Genomic DNA, 19,634 nt, shown 5'->3' with positions numbered 1-19,634 from the left:
GAAAATTTAGATAAGGACAGATGAAAATGACACTTGAAAAATTTGTGGATGCTCTCCCAATCCCAGATACACTAAAGCCAGTGCAGCAATCAAAAGAAAAAACATACTACGAAGTCACCATGGAGGAATGCACTCATCAGCTTCACCGCGATCTCCTTCCGACCCGCCTGTGGGGCTACAACGGCTTATTTCCGGGCCCTACCATTGAGGTTAAAAGAAATGAAAATGTATATGTGAAATGGATGAATAATCTTCCTTCCACGCATTTCCTTCCGGTTGATCACACCATTCATCACAGTGACAGCCAGCATGAAGAACCCGAAGTAAAGACTGTTGTTCATTTACATGGCGGCGTCACGCCAGATGACAGCGACGGGTATCCGGAGGCTTGGTTTTCCAAAGACTTTGAACAAACAGGACCTTATTTCAAAAGAGAGGTTTATCATTATCCTAATCAGCAGCGCGGGGCTATATTGTGGTATCACGATCACGCCATGGCGCTCACCAGGCTAAATGTCTATGCCGGACTTGTCGGCGCTTATATCATTCATGATCCAAAGGAAAAACGCTTAAAACTGCCTTCAGGCGAATACGATGTGCCGCTTCTTATCACAGACCGCACGATCAATGAGGACGGTTCTTTGTTTTATCCGAGCGCACCGGAAAACCCTTCTCCGTCACTGCCTAATCCTTCAATCGTTCCGGCTTTTTGCGGAGAAACCATACTCGTCAACGGGAAGGTATGGCCATACTTGGAAGTCGAGCCGAGGAAATACCGATTCCGTGTCATCAACGCCTCCAACACAAGAACCTATAATCTGTCACTCGATAATGGCGGAGAGTTTATTCAGGTCGGTTCAGATGGAGGGCTCCTGCCGCGATCTGTTAAATTGAATTCTTTCAGTCTTGCGCCTGCTGAACGTTACGATATCATCATTGACTTCACAGCGTATGAAGGAGAATCGATCATTTTGGCAAACAGCGCGGGCTGCGGCGGTGACGTCAATCCTGAAACAGATGCGAATATCATGCAATTCAGAGTCACAAAACCATTAGCGCAACAAGACGAAAGCAGAAAGCCGAAGTACCTCGCCTCATACCCTTCCGTACAGCATGAAAGAATACAAAACATCAGAACACTAAAACTGGCAGGAACCCAGGACGAATACGGCAGACCTGTCCTTCTGCTTAATAACAAACGCTGGCACGATCCTGTCACAGAAGCACCAAAAGCCGGCACAACTGAAATATGGTCCATTATCAACCCGACACGCGGAACACATCCGATTCACCTGCATCTGGTCTCCTTCCGTGTATTAGACCGGCGTCCGTTTGATATCGCCCGTTATCAAGAAAGCGGGGAATTGTCCTATACGGGTCCGGCTATCCCGCCGCCGCCAAGTGAAAAGGGATGGAAAGACACCATTCAAGCGCATGCGGGTGAAGTCCTGAGAATCGCGGCGACATTCGGGCCGTACAGCGGACGATACGTATGGCACTGCCATATTCTTGAGCATGAGGACTACGACATGATGAGACCGATGGATATAACTGATCCCAACAAATAACCCGACAAACTTGCCTCTAGCAGGCAAGTTTTTTCTTTATGAAACCTTTTCCTCAATTTATCGTATTACGTAAAAACTGCAAAAGGAGCTACTTTTTTTCTGAACACCATCTACACAAAACATTTCCATTTATGCTGAATGAAAATGAAAAGTTTCACACGATCAGATATTAATACTCATTTCCTCTGCATATATTGTGAATAAAAGAGAGTTTGATTTTCAGCGCTTTTATGATTTGAGCAGCGATATTAAATCAAACATCGGCAGCTTCACAACACTCAATACAAACACCGTTTTACTGTTGTTTCTATTCTGGACAATTCATTTTCAGCATCAGGCAAAACAAACATGTCATACTTTCATTGATGTATACAATGAAATGGTGCAGCCAGTCATACTCATGACGGAAACTAAGGGAGGAGAAATATGCCATACATCACATTAGAAGATCAGACACGCCTTTACTATGAAACACATGGGAGCGGGACACCGATCCTGTTTATACATGGGGTGCTGATGAGCGGACAATTTTTCCACAAACAATTTTCGGCGCTTTCTGCCAATTATCAATGTATTCGTCTTGATCTTAGAGGACACGGCGAATCTGACAAAGTGCTTCATGGACACACCATTTCCCAATACGCCCGTGACGTAAGGGAATTTCTAAACGCAATGGAGCTTGATCATGTCGTTCTTGCCGGCTGGTCAATGGGGGCCTTTGTCGTATGGGATTATCTCCATCAATTTGGGAATGATAACATACAAGCTGCTGTCATCATTGATCAATCTGCTTCCGACTATCAATGGGAGGGCTGGGAACACGGCCCGTTTGATTTTGACGGTTTAAAAACAGCGATGTACGCCATTCAGGCTGACCCGCTGCCATTCTACGAAAGCTTCATCCAGAATATGTTCGCAGAGCCGCCTGCCGAAACAGAAACAGAATGGATGCTGGCAGAAATCCTCAAACAGCCTGCCGCCATTTCAAGCACGATTTTATTTAACCAAACGGCTGCTGATTACCGCGGCACTCTTCAAAACATTAGTGTGCCGACATTGCTGTGCTTCGGGGAAGACCGGAAATTTTTCTCTACCGCAGCTGGGGAACACTTGCACAGCCACATTCCAAACTCGACACTCGTCACCTTTTCTAAAAGCAGCCATTGCCCGTTTTTAGAAGAGCCCGGCGCTTTTAACAGCACACTCCTCTCCTTTTTAGATGGGCTGACTGGAAAGTCATAAAGAAAAAGGAATTAGGAGATTAGGGAAAAGTATGAGACAATAAGAAATGTGCAGTAAAATACATGAGGGAAGAAGTGACTTTATGTCTTACTATAACAAACGTAATCAAGAACCGCTGCCAAAAGAAGATGTGAGTACTTGGGAATGCACAAAAGAAGACTGTAACGGCTGGACCAGAAAGAACTTCGCCAGCAGTGATACGCCATTGTGCCCTTTGTGCGGAAGTAAAATGGTCGACGGCATCCGTTCATTAGTGAATCTCCAAAACAACAGCCAAACAAAAACAAGCTAGTTCTTCCCTATAACAAACGCAGTCTCCTGCAAGCAAACAAACCTCGAACGGAGACAAAATTCTATATTTCAGAATAAAGCCTCTCATGGCAAGAGGCCAAAAGGAAAGAAGCCCAAAACTGTAAACGTTTAGGGCTTTTTTGTTTACCTTGATGGTATAATATGGATACAAAAGGAGTGATAACGTGATCTCAAACCAGCAGCAAAAAGACCTGCAAAAAAGAGCTGCCTTCAAAAAGCTGAACCTTGCAATGAACTCTTATGTTGAACTTCTGTTTTTGTCGATACCTCTAATCCATTTTTTAAAATGGCTCGGATCATTAGCCCTGCACCTCGTCCATTAAAAAACCACTCAGCCTAAGCCGAGTGGTTTTCATTAGTTGATCACAGAAAAGCTGTTAATGATGCCGTTCGGATTTTCCCATACTTTTTTGAAGGTCTTATTTTCAAGGTTATAGGAATAAATCGTCCGCACCTTAGCTTCACGCCCTGTTTCGTCCTTCAGCTTTTTAGCCCCCTTGGCTTCGGCAAGAAAATAAATATTCTTTCCATCCTTAGAGAACTGAGGCTGTGCGTCAATTAACAGCTTAAATGATTTTTGATTTGTGATGATGCTTTCATACTTTTTCGTATCCGCATTGAGCATCTGAATAGCAGCGGTTTGCTCCGTCCCTTTCTGCGTATATGATGTAAATAAAATACGTTTATCATCATCAGAAACAGCAATATCGCTGATAAATTGGTTTAAGCTTTTAAGCTCATTAAATTTATTTTGACGGCCTTCCGCAAAATGAATCGTTGTTGGTTCAGGGTCCATGCCCTTTTCATTTGCTTCATCTGTTTTCTTGTAGTCTTCTTCTACAGAATAATGAAGCAATGCAAATGAATCGTTTTTTGGGTTATAAAAGAAGCTGCTGACGGTGTCATCCTGATCATTAGCGTCAGGATAAATGTTTTTGTACTTCTTCGCTTTCAGATCAAAAGCGGCGATCCGGAAATTGCTTTCGTCCGCTTTTCCTAAACGGAAATAGATGGTTGAACGGTCCTTTGATAAAAACAAACTGTCCGCACTCTCCGCGCCTTTATAAAGCATCGTCTTTTTATTAGACTTTAGATCCAGCCTAAAAAGCCTCATTTCATTCTGATCATTATTGCCCGTATAATAGAGCACCTGCTGTTTTTGATCCAAGGCAAATGCCGGATAGCTGGTCAGCTTCTCCTCATGGATCACCTTGTCATTTTCATAATACTTTGTCAGCAGATCCGTATCTGTAATGGAAACCAGCAGCTCATCACCGCTTTCGGTATTGACTGTCACATCAGCAGCCTTCTGATGGCCTTTATCCTTTGCAACATAAAACGCAACCCCCGCGGCAGCTGCCGCTATTATCACTGCTAACAATAATATGATACTTTTTTTCATCTTTTATCTCCACCAATAGAAAAAGCAAGAATGTGACTTCTTGCTTTACAGATTATATATGTAAATTAATAGCTGTAATGCCCCGCTACCTTACCTTTGCTTAATGGATATCCAAGCGCTTTAAACGCTTTAGGGCTTACATCAAGCACCGCATTAGGCATTCTGCCAACATCATTTTTATAAACCGTAATCACCTTTTTAGGCTTCGCTTTTGCATAAGCTCTGATTTTTGTCCCGTTTCTAGGAACATCAAATCCGATTTTGGTCGCACAATCCCAATGTCCAAGTTTCTTACCTGAAGAGCCTTTTTTCCCGACTCCATTATACCAAGTAATATTTCCGTTCACATGTTTCGCACTGGCATCTGATGAAAAACTAAAAGCTCCCAAAGTACTTCCTACTAAGATAAAAGCGGCTAAAATGACTTTCTTCAACATTTCGTCCCCCTGTTTGTTAACATCTAGGAAGATTATACACGATCAACCAGCTATTTTTTATTTCAATATCCTTACAGTAATGTTACAAAGTCAAAAAAGTTACCTCTGCTAAAATAAACCATGGAAGATTATCCTATTATAATAGCGGTATTAGCGTTATAATTATTAATAGAGTAGTTGTCGCATTCAATATGAACGAACCATTACCGTATTGTTCAAACCAAATTCATAGCTATGTAAACGATTGATGCTCTCATATAAAGAAAAAAGAGTGTGCGAGACTCTTTTTTCTTCAAAGTTTCTTTTTTCAAAAAACGTAGATTATATTATATAAAAATTTCATTTCTTTTTTGGTTTTAAAAATGGCGATTTTGTGAACAGTTCATATTGACCGGTGCGGAATTACTCACATCAAAAGTTATAGGAGTGGTAATCCATGAAGGCAGCAAGATGGCATAACCAAAAGGATATCCGTATTGAAAATATTGAAGAGCCAAAAACGGAGCCGGGAAAAGTAAAGATCAAAGTCAAATGGTGCGGCATCTGCGGGAGTGATTTACACGAATATCTCGGCGGACCGATCTTTATTCCGGTTGACAAACCGCACCCATTAACAAATGAAACAGCACCTGTCACAATGGGGCATGAATTCTCCGGTGAAGTTGTCGAAGTCGGAGAAGGCGTTGAAAATTATAAAGTTGGAGACCGCGTCGTAGTTGAACCGATTTTTGCTACACACGGCCACCAGGGCGCTTACAACCTTGATGAACAAATGGGATTCCTCGGCTTAGCCGGCGGAGGCGGCGGTTTCTCTGAATACGTCTCTGTAGATGAAGAGCTTTTGTTCAAACTTCCTGAGGAATTATCATACGAACAAGGTGCGCTTGTTGAACCTTCAGCAGTCGCTCTATATGCTGTCCGCTCAAGCAAACTCAAAGCCGGCGACAAAGCGGCTGTATTCGGCTGCGGCCCGATCGGACTTCTGGTGATTGAAGCGCTGAAGGCTGCCGGTGCTACTGATATTTATGCTGTTGAGCTTTCACCTGAACGCCAGCAAAAAGCTGAGGAGCTTGGCGCGATCATCGTTGATCCATCTAAAACAGACGATGTAGTCGCTGAGATTGCAGAACGTACAGGAGGCGGAGTTGACGTAGCATTTGAAGTCACTGGTGTTCCGGTGGTGTTGCGACAAGCCATCCAGTCCACTACAATTGCCGGTGAAACAGTCATCGTCAGCATTTGGGAAAAAGGTGCTGAAATCCATCCGAACGATATCGTCATCAAGGAACGTACAGTAAAAGGAATTATCGGATACCGCGACATCTTCCCGGCTGTATTGTCATTAATGAAAGAAGGCTATTTCTCAGCCGACAAACTCGTAACGAAAAAAATCGTGTTAGATGATTTGATCGAGGAAGGCTTCGGGGCTCTTATTAAAGAGAAAAGCCAAGTCAAAATCCTTGTCAGACCTAACTAATCAGCATAAAAAAGAATCCGCGCTCGTATGCGGATTCTTTTTTATTTTATCCAATCACTTCAGCGCCAGAATCTTTATTGGCCCCGCCGTGATCATAAGCGCGGAAGTTTTCTTCCAGCTGCTCAAGCGAAAGTCCTTTCGTTTCCGGTAAAAACTTCTTCACAAACAGAACAGAGCAAATGCCTAATCCAACGAAGATAAAGAACGTTGTGGACAGCCCAATGGCGGCCAGCAATATCGGGAAAGTGAAACTGACTGCAAAATTCACCATCCACAGACAGAATACCGTGACACCCATTCCCAGTCCGCGAAGGCGAAGCGGGAAAATCTCAGAAAGCATCAGCCACGTCACTGGTGAAATGGCCCCCTGCTGAAAAGCAAGGAATGTAACTGTTAGTGACAGAACCACATACGGAAGTGCCGGTGATCCTTGAAGTACAAGTGAAAATATCCCGATCAGCAATAATGCTGTTGTCGTACCGATCAAGCCCGTCATCAGCATCGGCCGGCGCCCCACTCTTCCCAACAGCCAGATTCCGACGAATGTTGCCAATACTGAAATCACGCCATTCGCAATGTTTCCGATTAAAGCGGCTTCCGTTTGGAAACCAGAGTTTCTTAGAATTTCAGTCCCATAATACATAATCGAATTAACACCTGTAATTTGCTGTACAATCGCAATCCCTAATCCAATAAACACAATACGGCGCACCCATGGGACTGAAAGATCTTTAAACGTTGCTTTTTCAAGCTGATCTTCTTTTTTGAAAGCGAATTCAATTTCTTGCAGCTCAGCTGCTGCCCGCTTTTCATCCCTGATTTTTTTCAATACACGCAAAGCATCTTCTTTTCTCCCTTTCGATACAAGCCAGCGGGGACTCTCGGGCATTCTGATCATCCCGAAAAACAGGAACACGGCTGGAAGCGACGCAATGACCAGCATGAACCTCCACACATGGGAGTTGTCTCCCATTGTTGTTCCAAGGATTGCATTAAAAACAAAGGCCAAAAGCTGTCCTGATACAATCATCAATTCGTTCTGCGTCACCATCCGTCCCCTGCTTTCCACAGGAGACATCTCTGCTAAATAGGCAGGCACTGTTACTGATGCACCCCCTACCGCAATACCAAGCACAAAACGGGAAATGATCATGACCGTAACATTCGGAGCAAACGTACACCCGATCGTCGAAATAAAAAATATAACAGCGAGGAATAAAATATTTTTGCGGCGGCCGTTAAAATCAGACATCCTGCCGCCAAACACAGCACCCAGCGCGGCTCCAAAAAGAAGTGAACTGGTGACAAGGCCCTCTGTGAAGGCATTGAGATTAAGCTGATCCGGCTCTCCCATATACGGCAAAGCTCCATTGAGCACACCGGTATCATAGCCAAAAAGAAGCCCGCCGAAAGTAGAGACTAAAATAATCGTGCGTAAAAATGACATTTGATTGCCTTGTTTATTCATACTGTTTCCCCCAGTCTTTTTCAAAATCGATCAATGCGTATTTCAAAAAACTTATTCCAGGGCTGCTGCCTTCCTCACATTTCGTCATCAGGCTTCAGAAAAAAGTTCTTTATGTTTTTATCCAATAACCTTATAACCTTCCCTTCTTATTAGCATTCCAGCCTCCTTGGAAGCGATTTCATTTCTAGCTAAAAAAACAATGAGTATTTCTTTGAGCATAACCTTGCTATTTTGTTATCTTATAGTCACTTCATAGTCCTATTGTAGTAATATGATAGTGACATTTTTGTTACATCTGATATTATCATAATTACAAAAACGTTTTCAGTCAATATAAATTTCTGAAAATTTTTTATTCAACAAAAGGAAAATCACTAATTCAAGGGGAAAACGAACGGAAAATGTGTGAATTAAGTCAAAATATCTGTGATTTTCTGTTCATATCGATAAATGAGTAAGTGTTGGTTAACTTCATCTAAAATCAAACATTCGGTCAATTGTTTCAGACTCAAGATAAAAGGAAATAGAAAAGAAAATAAAAGAAGGCTGGCTTAAGGGAGGCAACCAAAATGAATGAGGGTTATATCATTGCAGGCCTTTTATTATTGACAGCGGGGATGATTGATTTTTTATGGACCACGTTATGGTTAGAGAGCGGCGCAGGCCCGATCACAAGATGCCTGTCTGCTTGGCTGTGGAAAGGCTGCCGCAAAATCAGCGGAGACCACGCAAAGGTTCTGAGTACGGCAGGTCCACTGCTGTTATGCCTGACGTTAGTGATATGGATCAGTCTGTTTTGGAGCGGATGGGTGCTGATTTTCTCGAGCGACCCTCACTCACTTGTGGAAGTTCAATCGAAAGAACCGGCTTCCTGGTCAGACCGAATTTATTTTTCCGGCTATGTCATGTTTACTTTAGGAAATGGCGATCTCGCACCAAACGGAGGCCTATGGAAGCTTGTCACGGTTATTGAAACAGCTCAAGGACTGCTTACCATCACTTTTTCCGTCACGTATTTGATTTCCGTCTTGAGTGCGGTGAATCAAAAGCGTTCCTTTGCCCAAAGTGTATTAAGTCTAGGGCATGACGGAACAGAAATCGTCCATAATGCATGGAATGGCAAAGACTTTCACGACATTGATTTTCTTCTTGTCGCCGTCTCATCAGAGCTGGGAAAGCTGACCGCTCAGCATAACGCCTTCCCCATCCTTCATTTTTACCACAGCACGCAGCATCAGGAATCCTCCATTATAGCTGTTGCTGTATTGGATGAGGCTCTAACCATTTTCAAATACGGTATTCCTGAACAATATCAGCCGAATCAGCTTCATATTAAAGAAGCGCGCTCGAGTATCAAAAACTACCTGGACACCGTTCATACTGCCTATATCCATCCTGCAGAACAAGCGCCGCCGGAACCAGACATCTCAAAGCTTCACCAATCAGGCATACCGGCTTTATCTAAGCAAACATTTCAAATTGCCGTCAATTCAATAAAGGAACGTCGTCAATTGCTGCTGGGAATTGTCCAAGCGGGTGCTCGAAAATGGCCTGTTCAGGAGCAAGCAATAGATAACGCATATTCTCCTAAATAAAAAAGTCCCGAGTGCTGATCACTCGGGACTTTTCACTGTATGATTCTTATACAAGCTTCTGGCCGCAATTCGGACAAAAATTGGCTTCGCCCGTTTTTGTTCCGCAGTTTGGACAGAAATTCGGTTTGCTTCCACTGCCAGTTGACTGTGGGCCTGATGACTGTGCCTGCTGACTCTGATTCATTTGATTCATCATCTGATTGGCCATATTCATTCCCATCATCATTCCTGCCATATCCGAAGCCGCTCCGCCTCCGCTCATCTTTCCGGATGCCATTCCATCCGCCATCGATATTTGCTGGTATCTGTTCACATCCCCAACCATACCGTAGGAAGCGTTCTTTGTTATCATATCCTGAACCTCTTGAGGATAATTAAAGCTCATGATTTGAAAACCAGTGACCGTCATCCCGTCACTTATTAATTGCATATCTAAGTCCTCTTGAATTCCCTTAGCAATATCAAAAGCGTTTGCTTGAAGATTAAACATATCTTTCCCTTCTCTTGTGATCCACTTCATGAGAAGCTGGTCCAGAATAGAAGTGATACGGGTTTTAATATCCTCTACATAATATTGATCCTTCACGCCAGCGATTTTATCAATCAGGCTGATATAGTCCTGCACCTTGAAATTAAATGTGCCGTTTGCGCGAATGGGCATCCCGCCAGGCATTCCCGCTGCCGGAATATTTATCGCCTGTTTTGTTCCCCATCTTACGGTAAATTCCTTCGTATTGACAAACAGCACCTCGGCGCGCATGCCGCTGTTAAAACCAAACTTAAAGCCCTTTAACGTTGAAAGGAATGGAATAATTTCTGATTCAATATCATAATCGCCATCATCTTGAAAAACCCCTTCAACCCGCCCATTGTTCAAAAAGACAGCATCCTGTCCGGGACGAATGATTAAACGGCTCCCTTTTTTGATTTCACGATTGTTCCATTTATAAAAAATCATATCATCTCTAAATTCTTCCCACTCTATTACATTTGCTAATTGGTTTCTGAAAAACGACATGTTACCTCTTCCCTTCTCTATTTTCTACTACTAGAAACTGCCCCGGCTTCCACTGTATGACGTGCCGCCTTTCGTCACACCGCCATCGCTGCCGCTGTCTTTATCATTTGATGGTTTTCTTTCTCTTGTTACAGTCGTTCTGATATAAGTGTCATATTGATCAATCACATCAGACGTACGCTGATCCATATATGTATTCCCATTAACCGTTACTTTGCCGCCCGCCTGATAAAGCATAATTGAAACCGCAATTCCCCCGACTGCGATGGCAGCAATCAGCTGAAACCACCATGTGAAGAATATGTTGTCGGGATTGATTCCCGGTTTTATGCCCATATCTTTATAGGAAAGCTGAATATATGCCTCAAAAGCTTTGAAATAATTTTCATTGGATAAATCAGATGAAATCGTATTTCTGATGCTGTTTAGCCTGCTGTTGTCCAAATACTTTTCAGCTTTTTTGTAGCCCGAGATGAATACTTCTCTATCCGCCATATCAATCGTTAAAATAGCTGTACTGCCTTTTCCGTAACGATCATAAAAATCGCCGGCATAATCGGCAATATCTTCACCATTTGTGCTTTTAGTCGTAATAATAATGAAATCAGTGTCTCTCTTTGCACCTAGCTCTGCCGAGAGAGATTCAAGTTTTTCGATTTCTGTTTTTGATAATAGATGGGCATGGTCATATACATGCTGCTGTGATTCAGAAGCTCTTGCCGCTTCGATCCCCAGTAAAGGCATCATGATGAAAACCGCCAGCACAACAAAGATCGCTTTCCCGAAAAATCCCCGCATCAAAATCCGCCTCCCATCATCAATGAGACGAGCTTCAATGCAAGAAATGTCCCGCCTGCTATTCCGCTAAACCATGCCGCTACTTTTCCTGAACTGATCGGCGGCTTTCCGACGACCTTACCTGTTTGCCCGTTCATCGCAAAGATATGCTCCGCTCTTTCATAATCGTAACTGACCATCCAAACGGGAAGCAAAACGTAAAAGCTGTTCACATTTTTCGTGTGAATATGTTTGTCCCTCACATTGACTGACGTATATCCGGAAAAAGTAGAATGGATGTATGAATCTATATAACTGCTTATTTTCTCTTTTGCCCTTGGAAAAAGCTCCTCATCGGTATAATTGTACTTTTCCGCAATATAGCCGGCCAAATATGCCGTTTGAAAGTCCTTCAGCTGATCGTATGAATATGGCTCCAACTTATCCATTAACTCATCATTCATTTTTTCTGAGGCATCAACAGGAATTTTCAAATAATCGAGATTGATATCACGAAACGCTTCAAAATGCTCTGTTTCTGTGCATATATAATCCCCTTCTTCATACTGGTGGACTCTGGTACAGTTTGCTCTCACCTGTACTTCACTATTTAAATCAAACATCCAAAACGGAATATACATGCCGGTGATGCTTTTAATTCGATCAGCCGACATGAAACCTCTTGGTGTCAGAAGGCCTTTTTTGCACCACTTTCGAAATGCCTGTTCGGCTTCTTGCTTGCTGATTGTAAATGGGATGACTTTCGCCGGTGCCAAATGTCCTGATAAACGATCGGCAAGTATTGCAGCACCCCCGCAGAAGCTGCACGTCGTTGCTGTCGTTTCAGCTTCCGTGATCAAAACGGCGCCGCAGTTTTCACATTGATATTCTTTTGCCTCGTCTTCAGAAAACCGCGCCGCAATGTTTTCTTTCGGAAGGCTTTCAATATTGTCCTGTCTTCCGCAGCTGCCGCAGGATAATGAGCCGGTTTCACTGTCAAATGCCATATCACTGCCGCAGTTCGGACACTTATAAGATATTATCATTACCGTTCCCTCTCACATCTTATGATAAAATGGCGCCGCAGCCGAAAGCTGCGGCCTCCTATGTATTACTTATCGAGCATCATTTTCGCTTTTAACGCAGCAAGCTCATCATCAACCTGGCTTGAACCGCCAGTGTCATACTTTGCAGTCAGATCAGCCATATCATCCTGCGGAGCGCTGTTCAGTTCAGCCATTGCATTGGCCTGATCAAGCGCCTTATTTACTTTGTCCTCCATTCGGCCGAATGCAGACATTGATTGGCTTGTACTCGAAACAGAAGCGCCCAGTTTGTTTATTCTTTCTTGCGTTTTCGCTACTGCCCACTTCGCCTTGATCATATTTTTGCGTGCTTCCAGCTCTCCAATGTCAGATACCAGTTTGTCATGCATCTTTCTCATCTGCGCGGCATTGGTTGCAGCAATTTGATTCGCCGTCTGCAGCTCAGAAAGCTTTGATTCCAAAGATGTTTTTCTTTCAAGGAACTTTCTCGCATCGCCCTCATTCCCGGCTTGCAGTGCCTTCATTGCATAGCTTTCCATCTTTTCCATATCCGCCTGGCACTCGTGATATTCTCTTTTTGCTCTCTGCTCCTCAGCCATAACAGCTGCTGTTTCTGCCTTAACCTTAGCCAAATCGCTATTCATGTTTCTTAAATATTGATCTACCATTTTCTCCGGATTTTCAGCCTTGTCCAATAAAGCATTGATATTCGCAGACATAATATCTTTAAATCTTCCAATTATACTCATGATATCGCTCCTCCTAAAGCTATTCGGTAACCCTTGTTACATATACTATTTATTATCGTTAAAAGTTTCACTTTTTTAATAAAAAATGACATTTCAAACGGAAAATATACAACTTTTTACCTGAACAAAAATGTAAGCAATAAAAAAAGGTGCCCCCAAAAGTCCAAAGACTCTTAAGAAACACCTTCAATGATTTACAAAGAAACTTCAATCTCATCCATGCTTGGCAGTGCATCAATCGCTCCAATTTTAGTGCACACAAGAGCTCCGACCTTATTGGCAAACGCCACAATCTCACGCAGCTTCGCAAAATCTGCTTCTACAGATTGAATATGGCCCGTGTTTGCCAATTGATATAAAGCCGCACCGACAAAAGCATCTCCCGCTCCTGTTGAGTCGATTGATGTCACCGGAATGCTTGGAATGATTTCACGGTCTTTTCCATTGGAAAGAAGCGTACCGCTTTTCCCAAGGGTCACAGCGACAATCTTGGCTCCGATCTCATGAAGGATCGCAACTCCCTTTTCCTGATCCTTCACACCGCTGATAATCTCAAGCTCCTCGTCACTGACTTTCACAAAATCACTTACAGCGATCGCTTTTTTCGCGACACTTACAAACTCTGAGACTCTTCCCTTCCATAAATCTTCACGATAGTTAGGGTCAAACGAGATAAACTGTCCATTATCCTTCGCAATCGACATCAGCCGTAAATAAGCTGAGCAAAATGGATCTGATAACAGCGCCGTTGCAGAGCCGAAATGAAGGATTTTCGCTTCGTTTACTTTTTCCTGGTCAATATCCTCCAGCGTAAACAAAGCGTCCGCGCCTCTATTAAAAACAAAGTCACGTTCTCCATTTTGTTTTAATGAAACAAAAGCAAGCGTTGTAGGCGCTTTCTCATCCATCACCAGCATAGAGGTATCGACATGTACAGCGTCCAATGTGCGCTTCAGAAAATACCCAAATGGATCCTTGCCTACTTTTCCGCTGAAAGCGGCGTCTCCGCCCAGCTTGGCAATCGCTGCTGACACATTCGCCGGTGCACCGCCGGCACTTTTCAAGAATTGGCGCCCGTCCATTAAATCAACGTCAACATCGGTACAAAAGAAATCAATTAACAATTCTCCAATACAAACAACAGATTGACTACGCATATTATCACACTCATTTATAAAGTCTAGATTATAGTCTCAGTATATTACTTTCTGCTATAAATACAACATTGAATATTGAAAATTTTACATATATTTATTTCGCAGACCTTTGCTCCAGCTCAGAGATGATATGCTTATATCTTTTTTCCGTTAAAGGATAGAAGGCGATGAGAATAATAGAAAGAAAAATGAAAAATCCCGGAATCAAAGCATTCATGTTTTTAATCGCATTCAATGACGTAACTGTCTGGTCTGCATTCGCCACATACCCCGCGATTCCTAAATAAATGGCCGAAAATGAACCGGCTAACGCCACACCCAGCTTATTAATAAAGCTCATGCTCGAAATCACCACACCATCCGCGCGAATTCCGGTTTTCCATTCCGCATAATCGACACAATCCGCAACCATTCCCCAAGCAAGCGTATTTAAAGGCGTTGTGAAAAATCCCGATGCAAAAAGCCAAATGAAAATGAGTGTAATGGAAGAATACGGCGTAAAATGCAGGCCGGCATAAGAAATAAGCGATAGAGCCGCCGTGATGATCATGACTTGTTTTCTTCCCCACTTCTCAGAAAAGAAAGGAATAAACAAATTGCTGATCAGCGCTGCTCCGAAAAATAAAATGGTTCCCATAAACACAAATTCTTTATGGTTTACGTTATACGTAAAATAATACACCATCGTGCTGAGCTTAATATTAAACCCGATTGCAAAAGCTAAAAATGATGAAATTAGCATAAGCAAAGGTTTGTTTCGGAATAAAACGGATAATGTCTTTTTGATCCCTTGTTTGTTTCTCTTTTTAGGCTGAATCCGCTCCCGTACAGTAAAGAAACTGAATAGATTCAAAACAATGCTGACCGCCGCGTAGATGAGCGCAGTCATTTGAAATCCAAACGCCTGATCCTCTCCCCCGATAGCAGTTGCAAGCGGTGTCGCACAGGAAATGGATAAAAGAATTCCGATATACACCAAAATCATCCGGGTTGTGGTCAGAACCGTCCGTTCCTCCACAGAATTCGTCATCCGCCCCGTTAGGCTGTTCACCGGGATTGTTTGCATACTAAAGGACATCCCAAGCAGAATATAGGTGACGTACGCATATACCATATTCCCGGTCTCACCGAAATGAGGCGTCGTGAAACATAAGAATGTGAATAGCGCAAAAGGAAATGCCACCCACAGCAAATATGGCCTTGCTTTTCCCCACCTTGTATTCGTTTTATCTAAAATCAATCCCATGATCGGGTCAAAAATAGCATCCAGCACACGCACAACAAGAAACAAAGTTGCGATCACCGCAGGCTGAATGCCGCCGACGTCTGTATAATAAAATAATAAGTATGCGTTTACAAACTGAAAGATAATATTATACGACATATCGCCGAATCCATAGCCGATTCGTTCAAACCAGGACAGTCCGGTGCTGGATTTTGACTGGTGCTTCACTTTCATTGCCGTTACTTTTTCCGTTTCAATCATCATTTCCCACCCCAAGAATCCGTTTTCATTTCCAGTACACAAGAGGGAGAATACAAAGATCCTCCCTGTTCACTCAGCGATTTGGATACACCATCACTTTTAAACATTCATTCTTAAATTGAAGCGCCCGCTCCATCGCCTCTTGTGTCTGCTCCAGTGAATATTGGTCCGTTATAAGATGCTTCGTGTCCACAATGCCGGAAGCGAGAAATTCGATTCCCTTCGGATACGTATTGGCATAACGGAAGATCCCGTAAATATCAATCTCGTTATCCGCAATAAACGGCACATTGAGCGGAATCTCGTTTTGTGAAGGCAAACCGACAATCGCCAATTTTCCGCCCCGGCGCACAGAAGCCAGTGCAGTTTGCAGTGCCGCTGGATTCCCCGCTGTTTCCCAAGCAACATCAACGCCTTTTTCATTCGTGATCGTCTTAATCTCTTCAAGCGCATCCTGTTCACGGATATTAATGGCATGAGTCGCTCCCATTTTTTTCGCAGCCTCTAACCGCAGTGGCTCTAAGTCAGTGACGATAATTCTGCCTGCCCCAAATGCTTTAGCTGCGGCAACGGCCATTAACCCAACAGGTCCCATCCCCATAATCGCAATTGTTGATCCGGGCTGCAGCTTCGTTCTTGCCGCTGCATGAATGCCGACAGAAAACGGCTCAATCAACGCAGCATCTTCATAAGAAAGTGAGTCTGGGATAGAGAAAACAAAGTCCTGCCGCATTTTGATATATTGGACAAACGCGCCGTCTACCGGCGGTGTAGCCAAAAACTGTACATCCGGGCAAAGATTATAGCGTCCTTCTTTGCACGCCTCACAGCGTCCGCACGTAACACCCGGCTCTACAGCGACGCGGTCTCCCACCTTGAATTGATCGACGGATGATCCGACAGCGGCAATTTCACCTGCACATTCATGGCCTAGGATAAATGGTTTTTCCACTACATAGTTGCCGATTCGGCCATTTGTATAGTAATGCAGATCTGATCCGCAAATTCCGACAGCCATCACCTTAATCAACACTTCATCATGATTGATGTCAGGCACAGGCACTGTTTCGATTTTGATTTCTCTTGTGCTGTGCATAACAGCCGCTTTCATGTTCTGAGGTACTGTGTGAGTCATTTGGCAAATTCCTTTCTTTAGAAAATAAAATGTAAGTGCATACATTTTTGTTTTCTCTGTACTGCCCCCATTTTATCTGCTTTTCAAGACGTTCAACAGCCTTTTCTGCTGTATAAAAGGACAGCCGCACTGTACTTTTATTTTTTCATATACAAAAAACGCTGAATTGATAAAATAGTACTAATAGGAGGTGCAGGCTTATGGCTGAACTTGAAAACCGAAAACAATTTGCACAACTGCTGGCACCTGGCGTCAAAACGCTAAAACTTCATCCTGATTATAAAGTCAGAAGGAAAAAGAACGAAAAAACAGGACAGTCTTACATAGATAAAATCGCACTCCAACTGGGAGTCTCCTCAAACACGATCAAAAGCTGGATCGGACAGATGGGGGTAAACTATATTCCCGGGAGAATTGAGGACGGAAAACTGTTCGGGATGATCTGGATCATTCTCGAAAAGACCGACTTCGATATCGAGTGGTTGACCAACCTGTTGGAAACCACCACCATCCCAGTCATCAAACCCGCATTGCCTGTATGGGCAGCGTCTTGTTTGAAAAAAGCAAAAACGCTGCGAAAAGACGGGTCATTCGGAGCTCCCCATGATGACGATATAGAAAAAGCAGTAAAGCGGCTTTTTCATGACAGACCTAACCAAGAAACGAATGCGCTTACAGAGCAGCCTATCACGCATAACCTACCGTCACGCTGGTCCGGACACTTTATCGGACGCAGCTTTGATATGGAAGCAATACGGCAATGGATGCTTTCTCCGTCACCAGTTTGTTTAATTACCGGCTGGGCCGGTATGGGTAAAACCACAGTCGCTCTTGAAGCCGCCTATTCCTGTGTCGACGATACTTCAGATTGGCCCGCATTCAACAGCCTCATCTGGGTCAGCGCTGATTGGAAAGGATTGAGCTTTAGCGATTTTTTAAATACGATCGCCTATCAGCTCGGGCGCACAGAACAAATCGATAAGTCAATCAATGAAAAACGGTTTGTCGTCCGCAATGTGTTAGCCAATTACACTAGAGAAAAACCGATCCTGCTGATCGTTGACAGCATCGATACCGCAGAACGTGACATTCACGAATTTATCACAAGCCTTCCGCAAGGCGTAAAAGTTCTCCTCACTGCACGGGAAAACGTAAAACAAACCTATCGGGAAAGCTTCGGAGAAATGACAGCCATTCAGCTGAGCGGCCTTGAACAAACAGATGCCCACGAATTTTTCCAGCAAGAAGTGCACCGCTGCTTACAAACATGCAACATTCAAAATAAACGGGAAAAGCTGGAGCAGCTGTTACACCTATCGTCTGACCTAAAGAACGAATTCATTTCAGCAACTGCCGGCAACCCGAAAGCCATGGCACTCAGCATCGCCTATATGTCAGACGATGACATACCCGCTCAGCAGCTGATTCATGAGCTTGGAAAAGCGGGCTACTCACTGCTGGAATTGTTTGAGTTCCTCTTCGGGCGCACCTGGGATAGATGCAATGAAGATACGCGAAAGCTATGGCAGACGCTTTGCTTTTTCAGCAAGCCGCCTGATGAAAAAAGCCTGGCAGCAGCAGCCGGATTAGACGCCCGCCGTTTTCATTACGCGATTGAACAAATGCGGTCAAATGCGCTGATTCAGCCGGAACGAAGCCAAGGCAGGACACAATACTTAGCGCACCAAACCGTTGTCGCTTACGGAGAACAGCACTTGTCCGAACAGCACGAATATGAAAAAGAAGCCCGCAATCGCTGGGCGCACTATTATATTGATTATGCCGAAACCCATTTAAAGCGTGAACAGCCCAACTCTATCTATTGGAGCTACCTGCTGGGACGGAACTTAGATCAAATGAAACAAGAATTGCCAAACATCTTAAAGGTCATCAAATGGGCAAGCGAAACCGATCAAAAAGAAATCCTAATCGAACTCATCACCCGCTTCAGCCATTTTCTAAGCAGAATCAACCTGCCCTTGCGAATCGAATACGGACGCAAAGCCGCCGACGCCGCCCATCAAATAGGCCAACACACACGAGAAGCGTTCTTCCGAATCGACACAGCAGGCTGGGCCCTGATGGAAGTCAATGATTTAGACGGGGCCTTACAGCAAATAGAGGCCGGACTGAAGACTCTGGAACAATCAGACGCTCACGATGCCCATGATTTAAAGGTTTGGGGACACGCACTCAAAGCAAGGCTGTTTTTAAAAGCCGGGCAACAGAAAAAAGCAGAGACTATTTTAAACGAAATCGAAGATCAATCAATTTCCCCTACCATTCAACATAGGGTTCTGCTGGTTCGCGGAGACCTAAGCTTTTTGAGAGATCATCATGAAGAAGCCATTCAATTATACGAAGCCGCAAATGAAATCAGCTCCACGTACGGCGGTGAAAAAACGATAGAAGCCTATTTCAATCTGGGTGTCGCTTACGTGAAATGTGGTCAATTTGAAAAAGCGGAAGAAGCCTTTGAGCAAATGCTCTATGACAAACATAACGCCAATCAGGTTGAGTTGATCTATTATTTTTACGGGATGGCGCAGCTGTTGAACCGTAAAGGAGAGAAAACGAAAGCGATGGAATCTAATCAGAGAGCGATTCGTTTGATTGATTCTTGGGAGCCTGGGATTGGGATTCGGAGTGAGGTAGAGCAAATGGATATTCTCATTTAAAAGACAACTACATTGCGGCTAGCGGTACGAGCTTTGAAAAACACTCATGACCTTGTTGTTTTTAAAGATAAAAAGGTATCTTTATCA

The 19,634-nt window shown here is 43.6% G+C and carries 18 protein-coding genes; 8 read left to right on the top strand and 10 right to left on the bottom strand.

The genetic code is table 11. The features are described from left to right. The first annotated feature begins 26 nt into the window (after nucleotides 1–26). The 5 genes from cotA (at nucleotide 27) to JQX68_RS03540 (ending at nucleotide 3,445) form a co-directional block, all read left to right on the top strand. On the top strand, nucleotides 27–1,568 hold the full coding sequence (cotA, locus tag JQX68_RS03560) for an outer spore coat copper-dependent laccase CotA (protein ID WP_147772989.1): 1,542 nt from the start codon (nucleotides 27–29) through the stop codon (nucleotides 1,566–1,568). Nucleotides 1,569–1,764: 196 nt separating this feature from the next. Then, nucleotides 1,765–2,013, top strand: a complete 249-nt coding sequence (locus tag JQX68_RS03555; RefSeq protein WP_433997292.1) for a DUF4003 family protein — start codon at nucleotides 1,765–1,767, stop codon at nucleotides 2,011–2,013. Next, nucleotides 1,995–2,810 carry an alpha/beta fold hydrolase gene (locus tag JQX68_RS03550; RefSeq protein ID WP_014663043.1) on the top strand — a complete coding sequence of 272 codons (816 nt, stop codon included), beginning with the start codon at nucleotides 1,995–1,997 and terminating at the stop codon, nucleotides 2,808–2,810. Before JQX68_RS03555 ends, JQX68_RS03550 begins: the two co-directional genes overlap by 19 nt. A gap of 82 nt (nucleotides 2,811–2,892) precedes the next feature. Then, on the top strand, nucleotides 2,893–3,102 hold the full coding sequence (locus tag JQX68_RS03545; RefSeq protein ID WP_003234008.1) for a cold-shock protein: 210 nt from the start codon (nucleotides 2,893–2,895) through the stop codon (nucleotides 3,100–3,102). Nucleotides 3,103–3,286: 184 nt separating this feature from the next. Beyond that, nucleotides 3,287–3,445 carry a hypothetical protein gene (locus tag JQX68_RS03540; protein WP_134975879.1) on the top strand — a complete coding sequence of 53 codons (159 nt, stop codon included), beginning with the start codon at nucleotides 3,287–3,289 and terminating at the stop codon, nucleotides 3,443–3,445. Nucleotides 3,446–3,477: 32 nt separating this feature from the next. Here the strand turns inward: JQX68_RS03540 and JQX68_RS03535 are convergent, their stop codons facing one another. Both JQX68_RS03535 and walM read right to left on the bottom strand, forming a co-directional pair. Next, entirely contained in the window at nucleotides 3,478–4,524 is a 1,047-nt protein-coding gene (locus JQX68_RS03535) for a PD40 domain-containing protein (RefSeq protein WP_147772988.1), read from the bottom strand. 65 nt (nucleotides 4,525–4,589) lie between these two features. Then, complete coding sequence (walM, locus tag JQX68_RS03530) at nucleotides 4,590–4,961, bottom strand: cell wall metabolism protein WalM (protein WP_003234013.1); 372 nt, start codon at nucleotides 4,959–4,961, stop codon at nucleotides 4,590–4,592. Nucleotides 4,962–5,397: 436 nt separating this feature from the next. Between walM and bdhA the strand changes: the two genes are divergently transcribed. Next, the gene (gene bdhA / locus JQX68_RS03525) at nucleotides 5,398–6,438 is read left to right on the top strand and encodes a (R,R)-butanediol dehydrogenase (RefSeq protein ID WP_014663040.1); all 1,041 of its coding nucleotides are present in this window, start codon (nucleotides 5,398–5,400) and stop codon (nucleotides 6,436–6,438) included. Between the two features lie 46 nt (nucleotides 6,439–6,484). Here bdhA and iolT read toward each other — a convergent pair whose 3' ends face one another. Continuing rightward, nucleotides 6,485–7,906 carry a myo-inositol transporter IolT gene (gene iolT, locus JQX68_RS03520; protein ID WP_147772987.1) on the bottom strand — a complete coding sequence of 474 codons (1,422 nt, stop codon included), beginning with the start codon at nucleotides 7,904–7,906 and terminating at the stop codon, nucleotides 6,485–6,487. Between the two features lie 569 nt (nucleotides 7,907–8,475). Here iolT and JQX68_RS03515 point away from each other — a divergent pair. Next, nucleotides 8,476–9,501: a potassium channel family protein gene (locus JQX68_RS03515; protein ID WP_014663037.1), complete on the top strand. Its 1,026-nt coding sequence runs from the start codon at nucleotides 8,476–8,478 to the stop codon at nucleotides 9,499–9,501. Nucleotides 9,502–9,547: 46 nt separating this feature from the next. On the opposite strand, the gene JQX68_RS03510 is transcribed toward JQX68_RS03515, so the two are convergent. The 7 genes from JQX68_RS03510 to gutB all read right to left on the bottom strand — a co-directional run bounded on the left by JQX68_RS03510 (nucleotide 9,548) and on the right by gutB (nucleotide 16,869). Continuing rightward, complete coding sequence (locus JQX68_RS03510) at nucleotides 9,548–10,519, bottom strand: SPFH domain-containing protein (RefSeq protein WP_147772986.1); 972 nt, start codon at nucleotides 10,517–10,519, stop codon at nucleotides 9,548–9,550. 30 nt (nucleotides 10,520–10,549) lie between these two features. Then, nucleotides 10,550–11,317 (bottom strand): TPM domain-containing protein, encoded by a 768-nt coding sequence (locus JQX68_RS03505; RefSeq protein WP_147772985.1) that lies wholly within the window; start codon nucleotides 11,315–11,317, stop codon nucleotides 10,550–10,552. Continuing rightward, nucleotides 11,317–12,342, bottom strand: a complete 1,026-nt coding sequence (locus JQX68_RS03500) for a TFIIB-type zinc ribbon-containing protein (RefSeq protein WP_014663034.1) — start codon at nucleotides 12,340–12,342, stop codon at nucleotides 11,317–11,319. The genes JQX68_RS03505 and JQX68_RS03500 overlap by 1 nt, the downstream gene beginning before the upstream one ends. A gap of 65 nt (nucleotides 12,343–12,407) precedes the next feature. Then, on the bottom strand, nucleotides 12,408–13,091 hold the full coding sequence (locus tag JQX68_RS03495) for a PspA/IM30 family protein (RefSeq protein WP_147772984.1): 684 nt from the start codon (nucleotides 13,089–13,091) through the stop codon (nucleotides 12,408–12,410). A gap of 194 nt (nucleotides 13,092–13,285) precedes the next feature. Continuing rightward, the gene (locus JQX68_RS03490; RefSeq protein WP_014663032.1) at nucleotides 13,286–14,248 is read right to left on the bottom strand and encodes a carbohydrate kinase family protein; all 963 of its coding nucleotides are present in this window, start codon (nucleotides 14,246–14,248) and stop codon (nucleotides 13,286–13,288) included. A 94-nt stretch (nucleotides 14,249–14,342) separates the two neighbouring features. Continuing rightward, nucleotides 14,343–15,734: an MFS transporter gene (locus JQX68_RS03485; RefSeq protein WP_147773079.1), complete on the bottom strand. Its 1,392-nt coding sequence runs from the start codon at nucleotides 15,732–15,734 to the stop codon at nucleotides 14,343–14,345. A gap of 73 nt (nucleotides 15,735–15,807) precedes the next feature. Beyond that, complete coding sequence (gutB, locus tag JQX68_RS03480) at nucleotides 15,808–16,869, bottom strand: sorbitol dehydrogenase (RefSeq protein WP_103031663.1); 1,062 nt, start codon at nucleotides 16,867–16,869, stop codon at nucleotides 15,808–15,810. A gap of 200 nt (nucleotides 16,870–17,069) precedes the next feature. Between gutB and JQX68_RS03475 the strand changes: the two genes are divergently transcribed. Next, entirely contained in the window at nucleotides 17,070–19,547 is a 2,478-nt protein-coding gene (locus tag JQX68_RS03475) for a tetratricopeptide repeat protein (protein WP_147772983.1), read from the top strand. Nucleotides 19,548–19,634: the final 87 nt, after the last annotated feature.

The sequence above is a fragment of the Bacillus sp. LJBS06 genome, from assembly GCF_016924995.1.
Classification (GTDB): Bacteria; Bacillota; Bacilli; order Bacillales; family Bacillaceae; genus Bacillus; species Bacillus stercoris.
The sequence above is the reverse complement of the archived record's forward strand: the minus strand, read 5'-3'. Positions and strand labels throughout refer to the sequence as shown.

Excerpts from the sequence above, each read along its gene's own strand:
- cotA (WP_147772989.1), top strand. The coding sequence starts at position 27 with ATGACACTTGAAAAATTTGTGGATGCTCTCCCAATCCCAGATACACTA.
- JQX68_RS03550 (WP_014663043.1), top strand. The coding sequence starts at position 1,995 with ATGCCATACATCACATTAGAAGATCAGACACGCCTTTACTATGAAACA.
- JQX68_RS03545 (WP_003234008.1), top strand. The coding sequence starts at position 2,893 with ATGTCTTACTATAACAAACGTAATCAAGAACCGCTGCCAAAAGAAGAT.
- JQX68_RS03535 (WP_147772988.1), bottom strand. The coding sequence starts at position 4,524 with ATGAAAAAAAGTATCATATTATTGTTAGCAGTGATAATAGCGGCAGCT.
- walM (WP_003234013.1), bottom strand. The coding sequence starts at position 4,961 with ATGTTGAAGAAAGTCATTTTAGCCGCTTTTATCTTAGTAGGAAGTACT.
- bdhA (WP_014663040.1), top strand. The coding sequence starts at position 5,398 with ATGAAGGCAGCAAGATGGCATAACCAAAAGGATATCCGTATTGAAAAT.
- iolT (WP_147772987.1), bottom strand. The coding sequence starts at position 7,906 with ATGAATAAACAAGGCAATCAAATGTCATTTTTACGCACGATTATTTTA.
- JQX68_RS03515 (WP_014663037.1), top strand. The coding sequence starts at position 8,476 with ATGAATGAGGGTTATATCATTGCAGGCCTTTTATTATTGACAGCGGGG.
- JQX68_RS03510 (WP_147772986.1), bottom strand. The coding sequence starts at position 10,519 with ATGTCGTTTTTCAGAAACCAATTAGCAAATGTAATAGAGTGGGAAGAA.
- JQX68_RS03505 (WP_147772985.1), bottom strand. The coding sequence starts at position 11,317 with ATGCGGGGATTTTTCGGGAAAGCGATCTTTGTTGTGCTGGCGGTTTTC.
- JQX68_RS03500 (WP_014663034.1), bottom strand. The coding sequence starts at position 12,342 with ATGATAATATCTTATAAGTGTCCGAACTGCGGCAGTGATATGGCATTT.
- JQX68_RS03495 (WP_147772984.1), bottom strand. The coding sequence starts at position 13,091 with ATGAGTATAATTGGAAGATTTAAAGATATTATGTCTGCGAATATCAAT.
- JQX68_RS03490 (WP_014663032.1), bottom strand. The coding sequence starts at position 14,248 with ATGCGTAGTCAATCTGTTGTTTGTATTGGAGAATTGTTAATTGATTTC.
- JQX68_RS03485 (WP_147773079.1), bottom strand. The coding sequence starts at position 15,734 with ATGATTGAAACGGAAAAAGTAACGGCAATGAAAGTGAAGCACCAGTCA.
- gutB (WP_103031663.1), bottom strand. The coding sequence starts at position 16,869 with ATGACTCACACAGTACCTCAGAACATGAAAGCGGCTGTTATGCACAGC.
- JQX68_RS03475 (WP_147772983.1), top strand. The coding sequence starts at position 17,070 with ATGGCTGAACTTGAAAACCGAAAACAATTTGCACAACTGCTGGCACCT.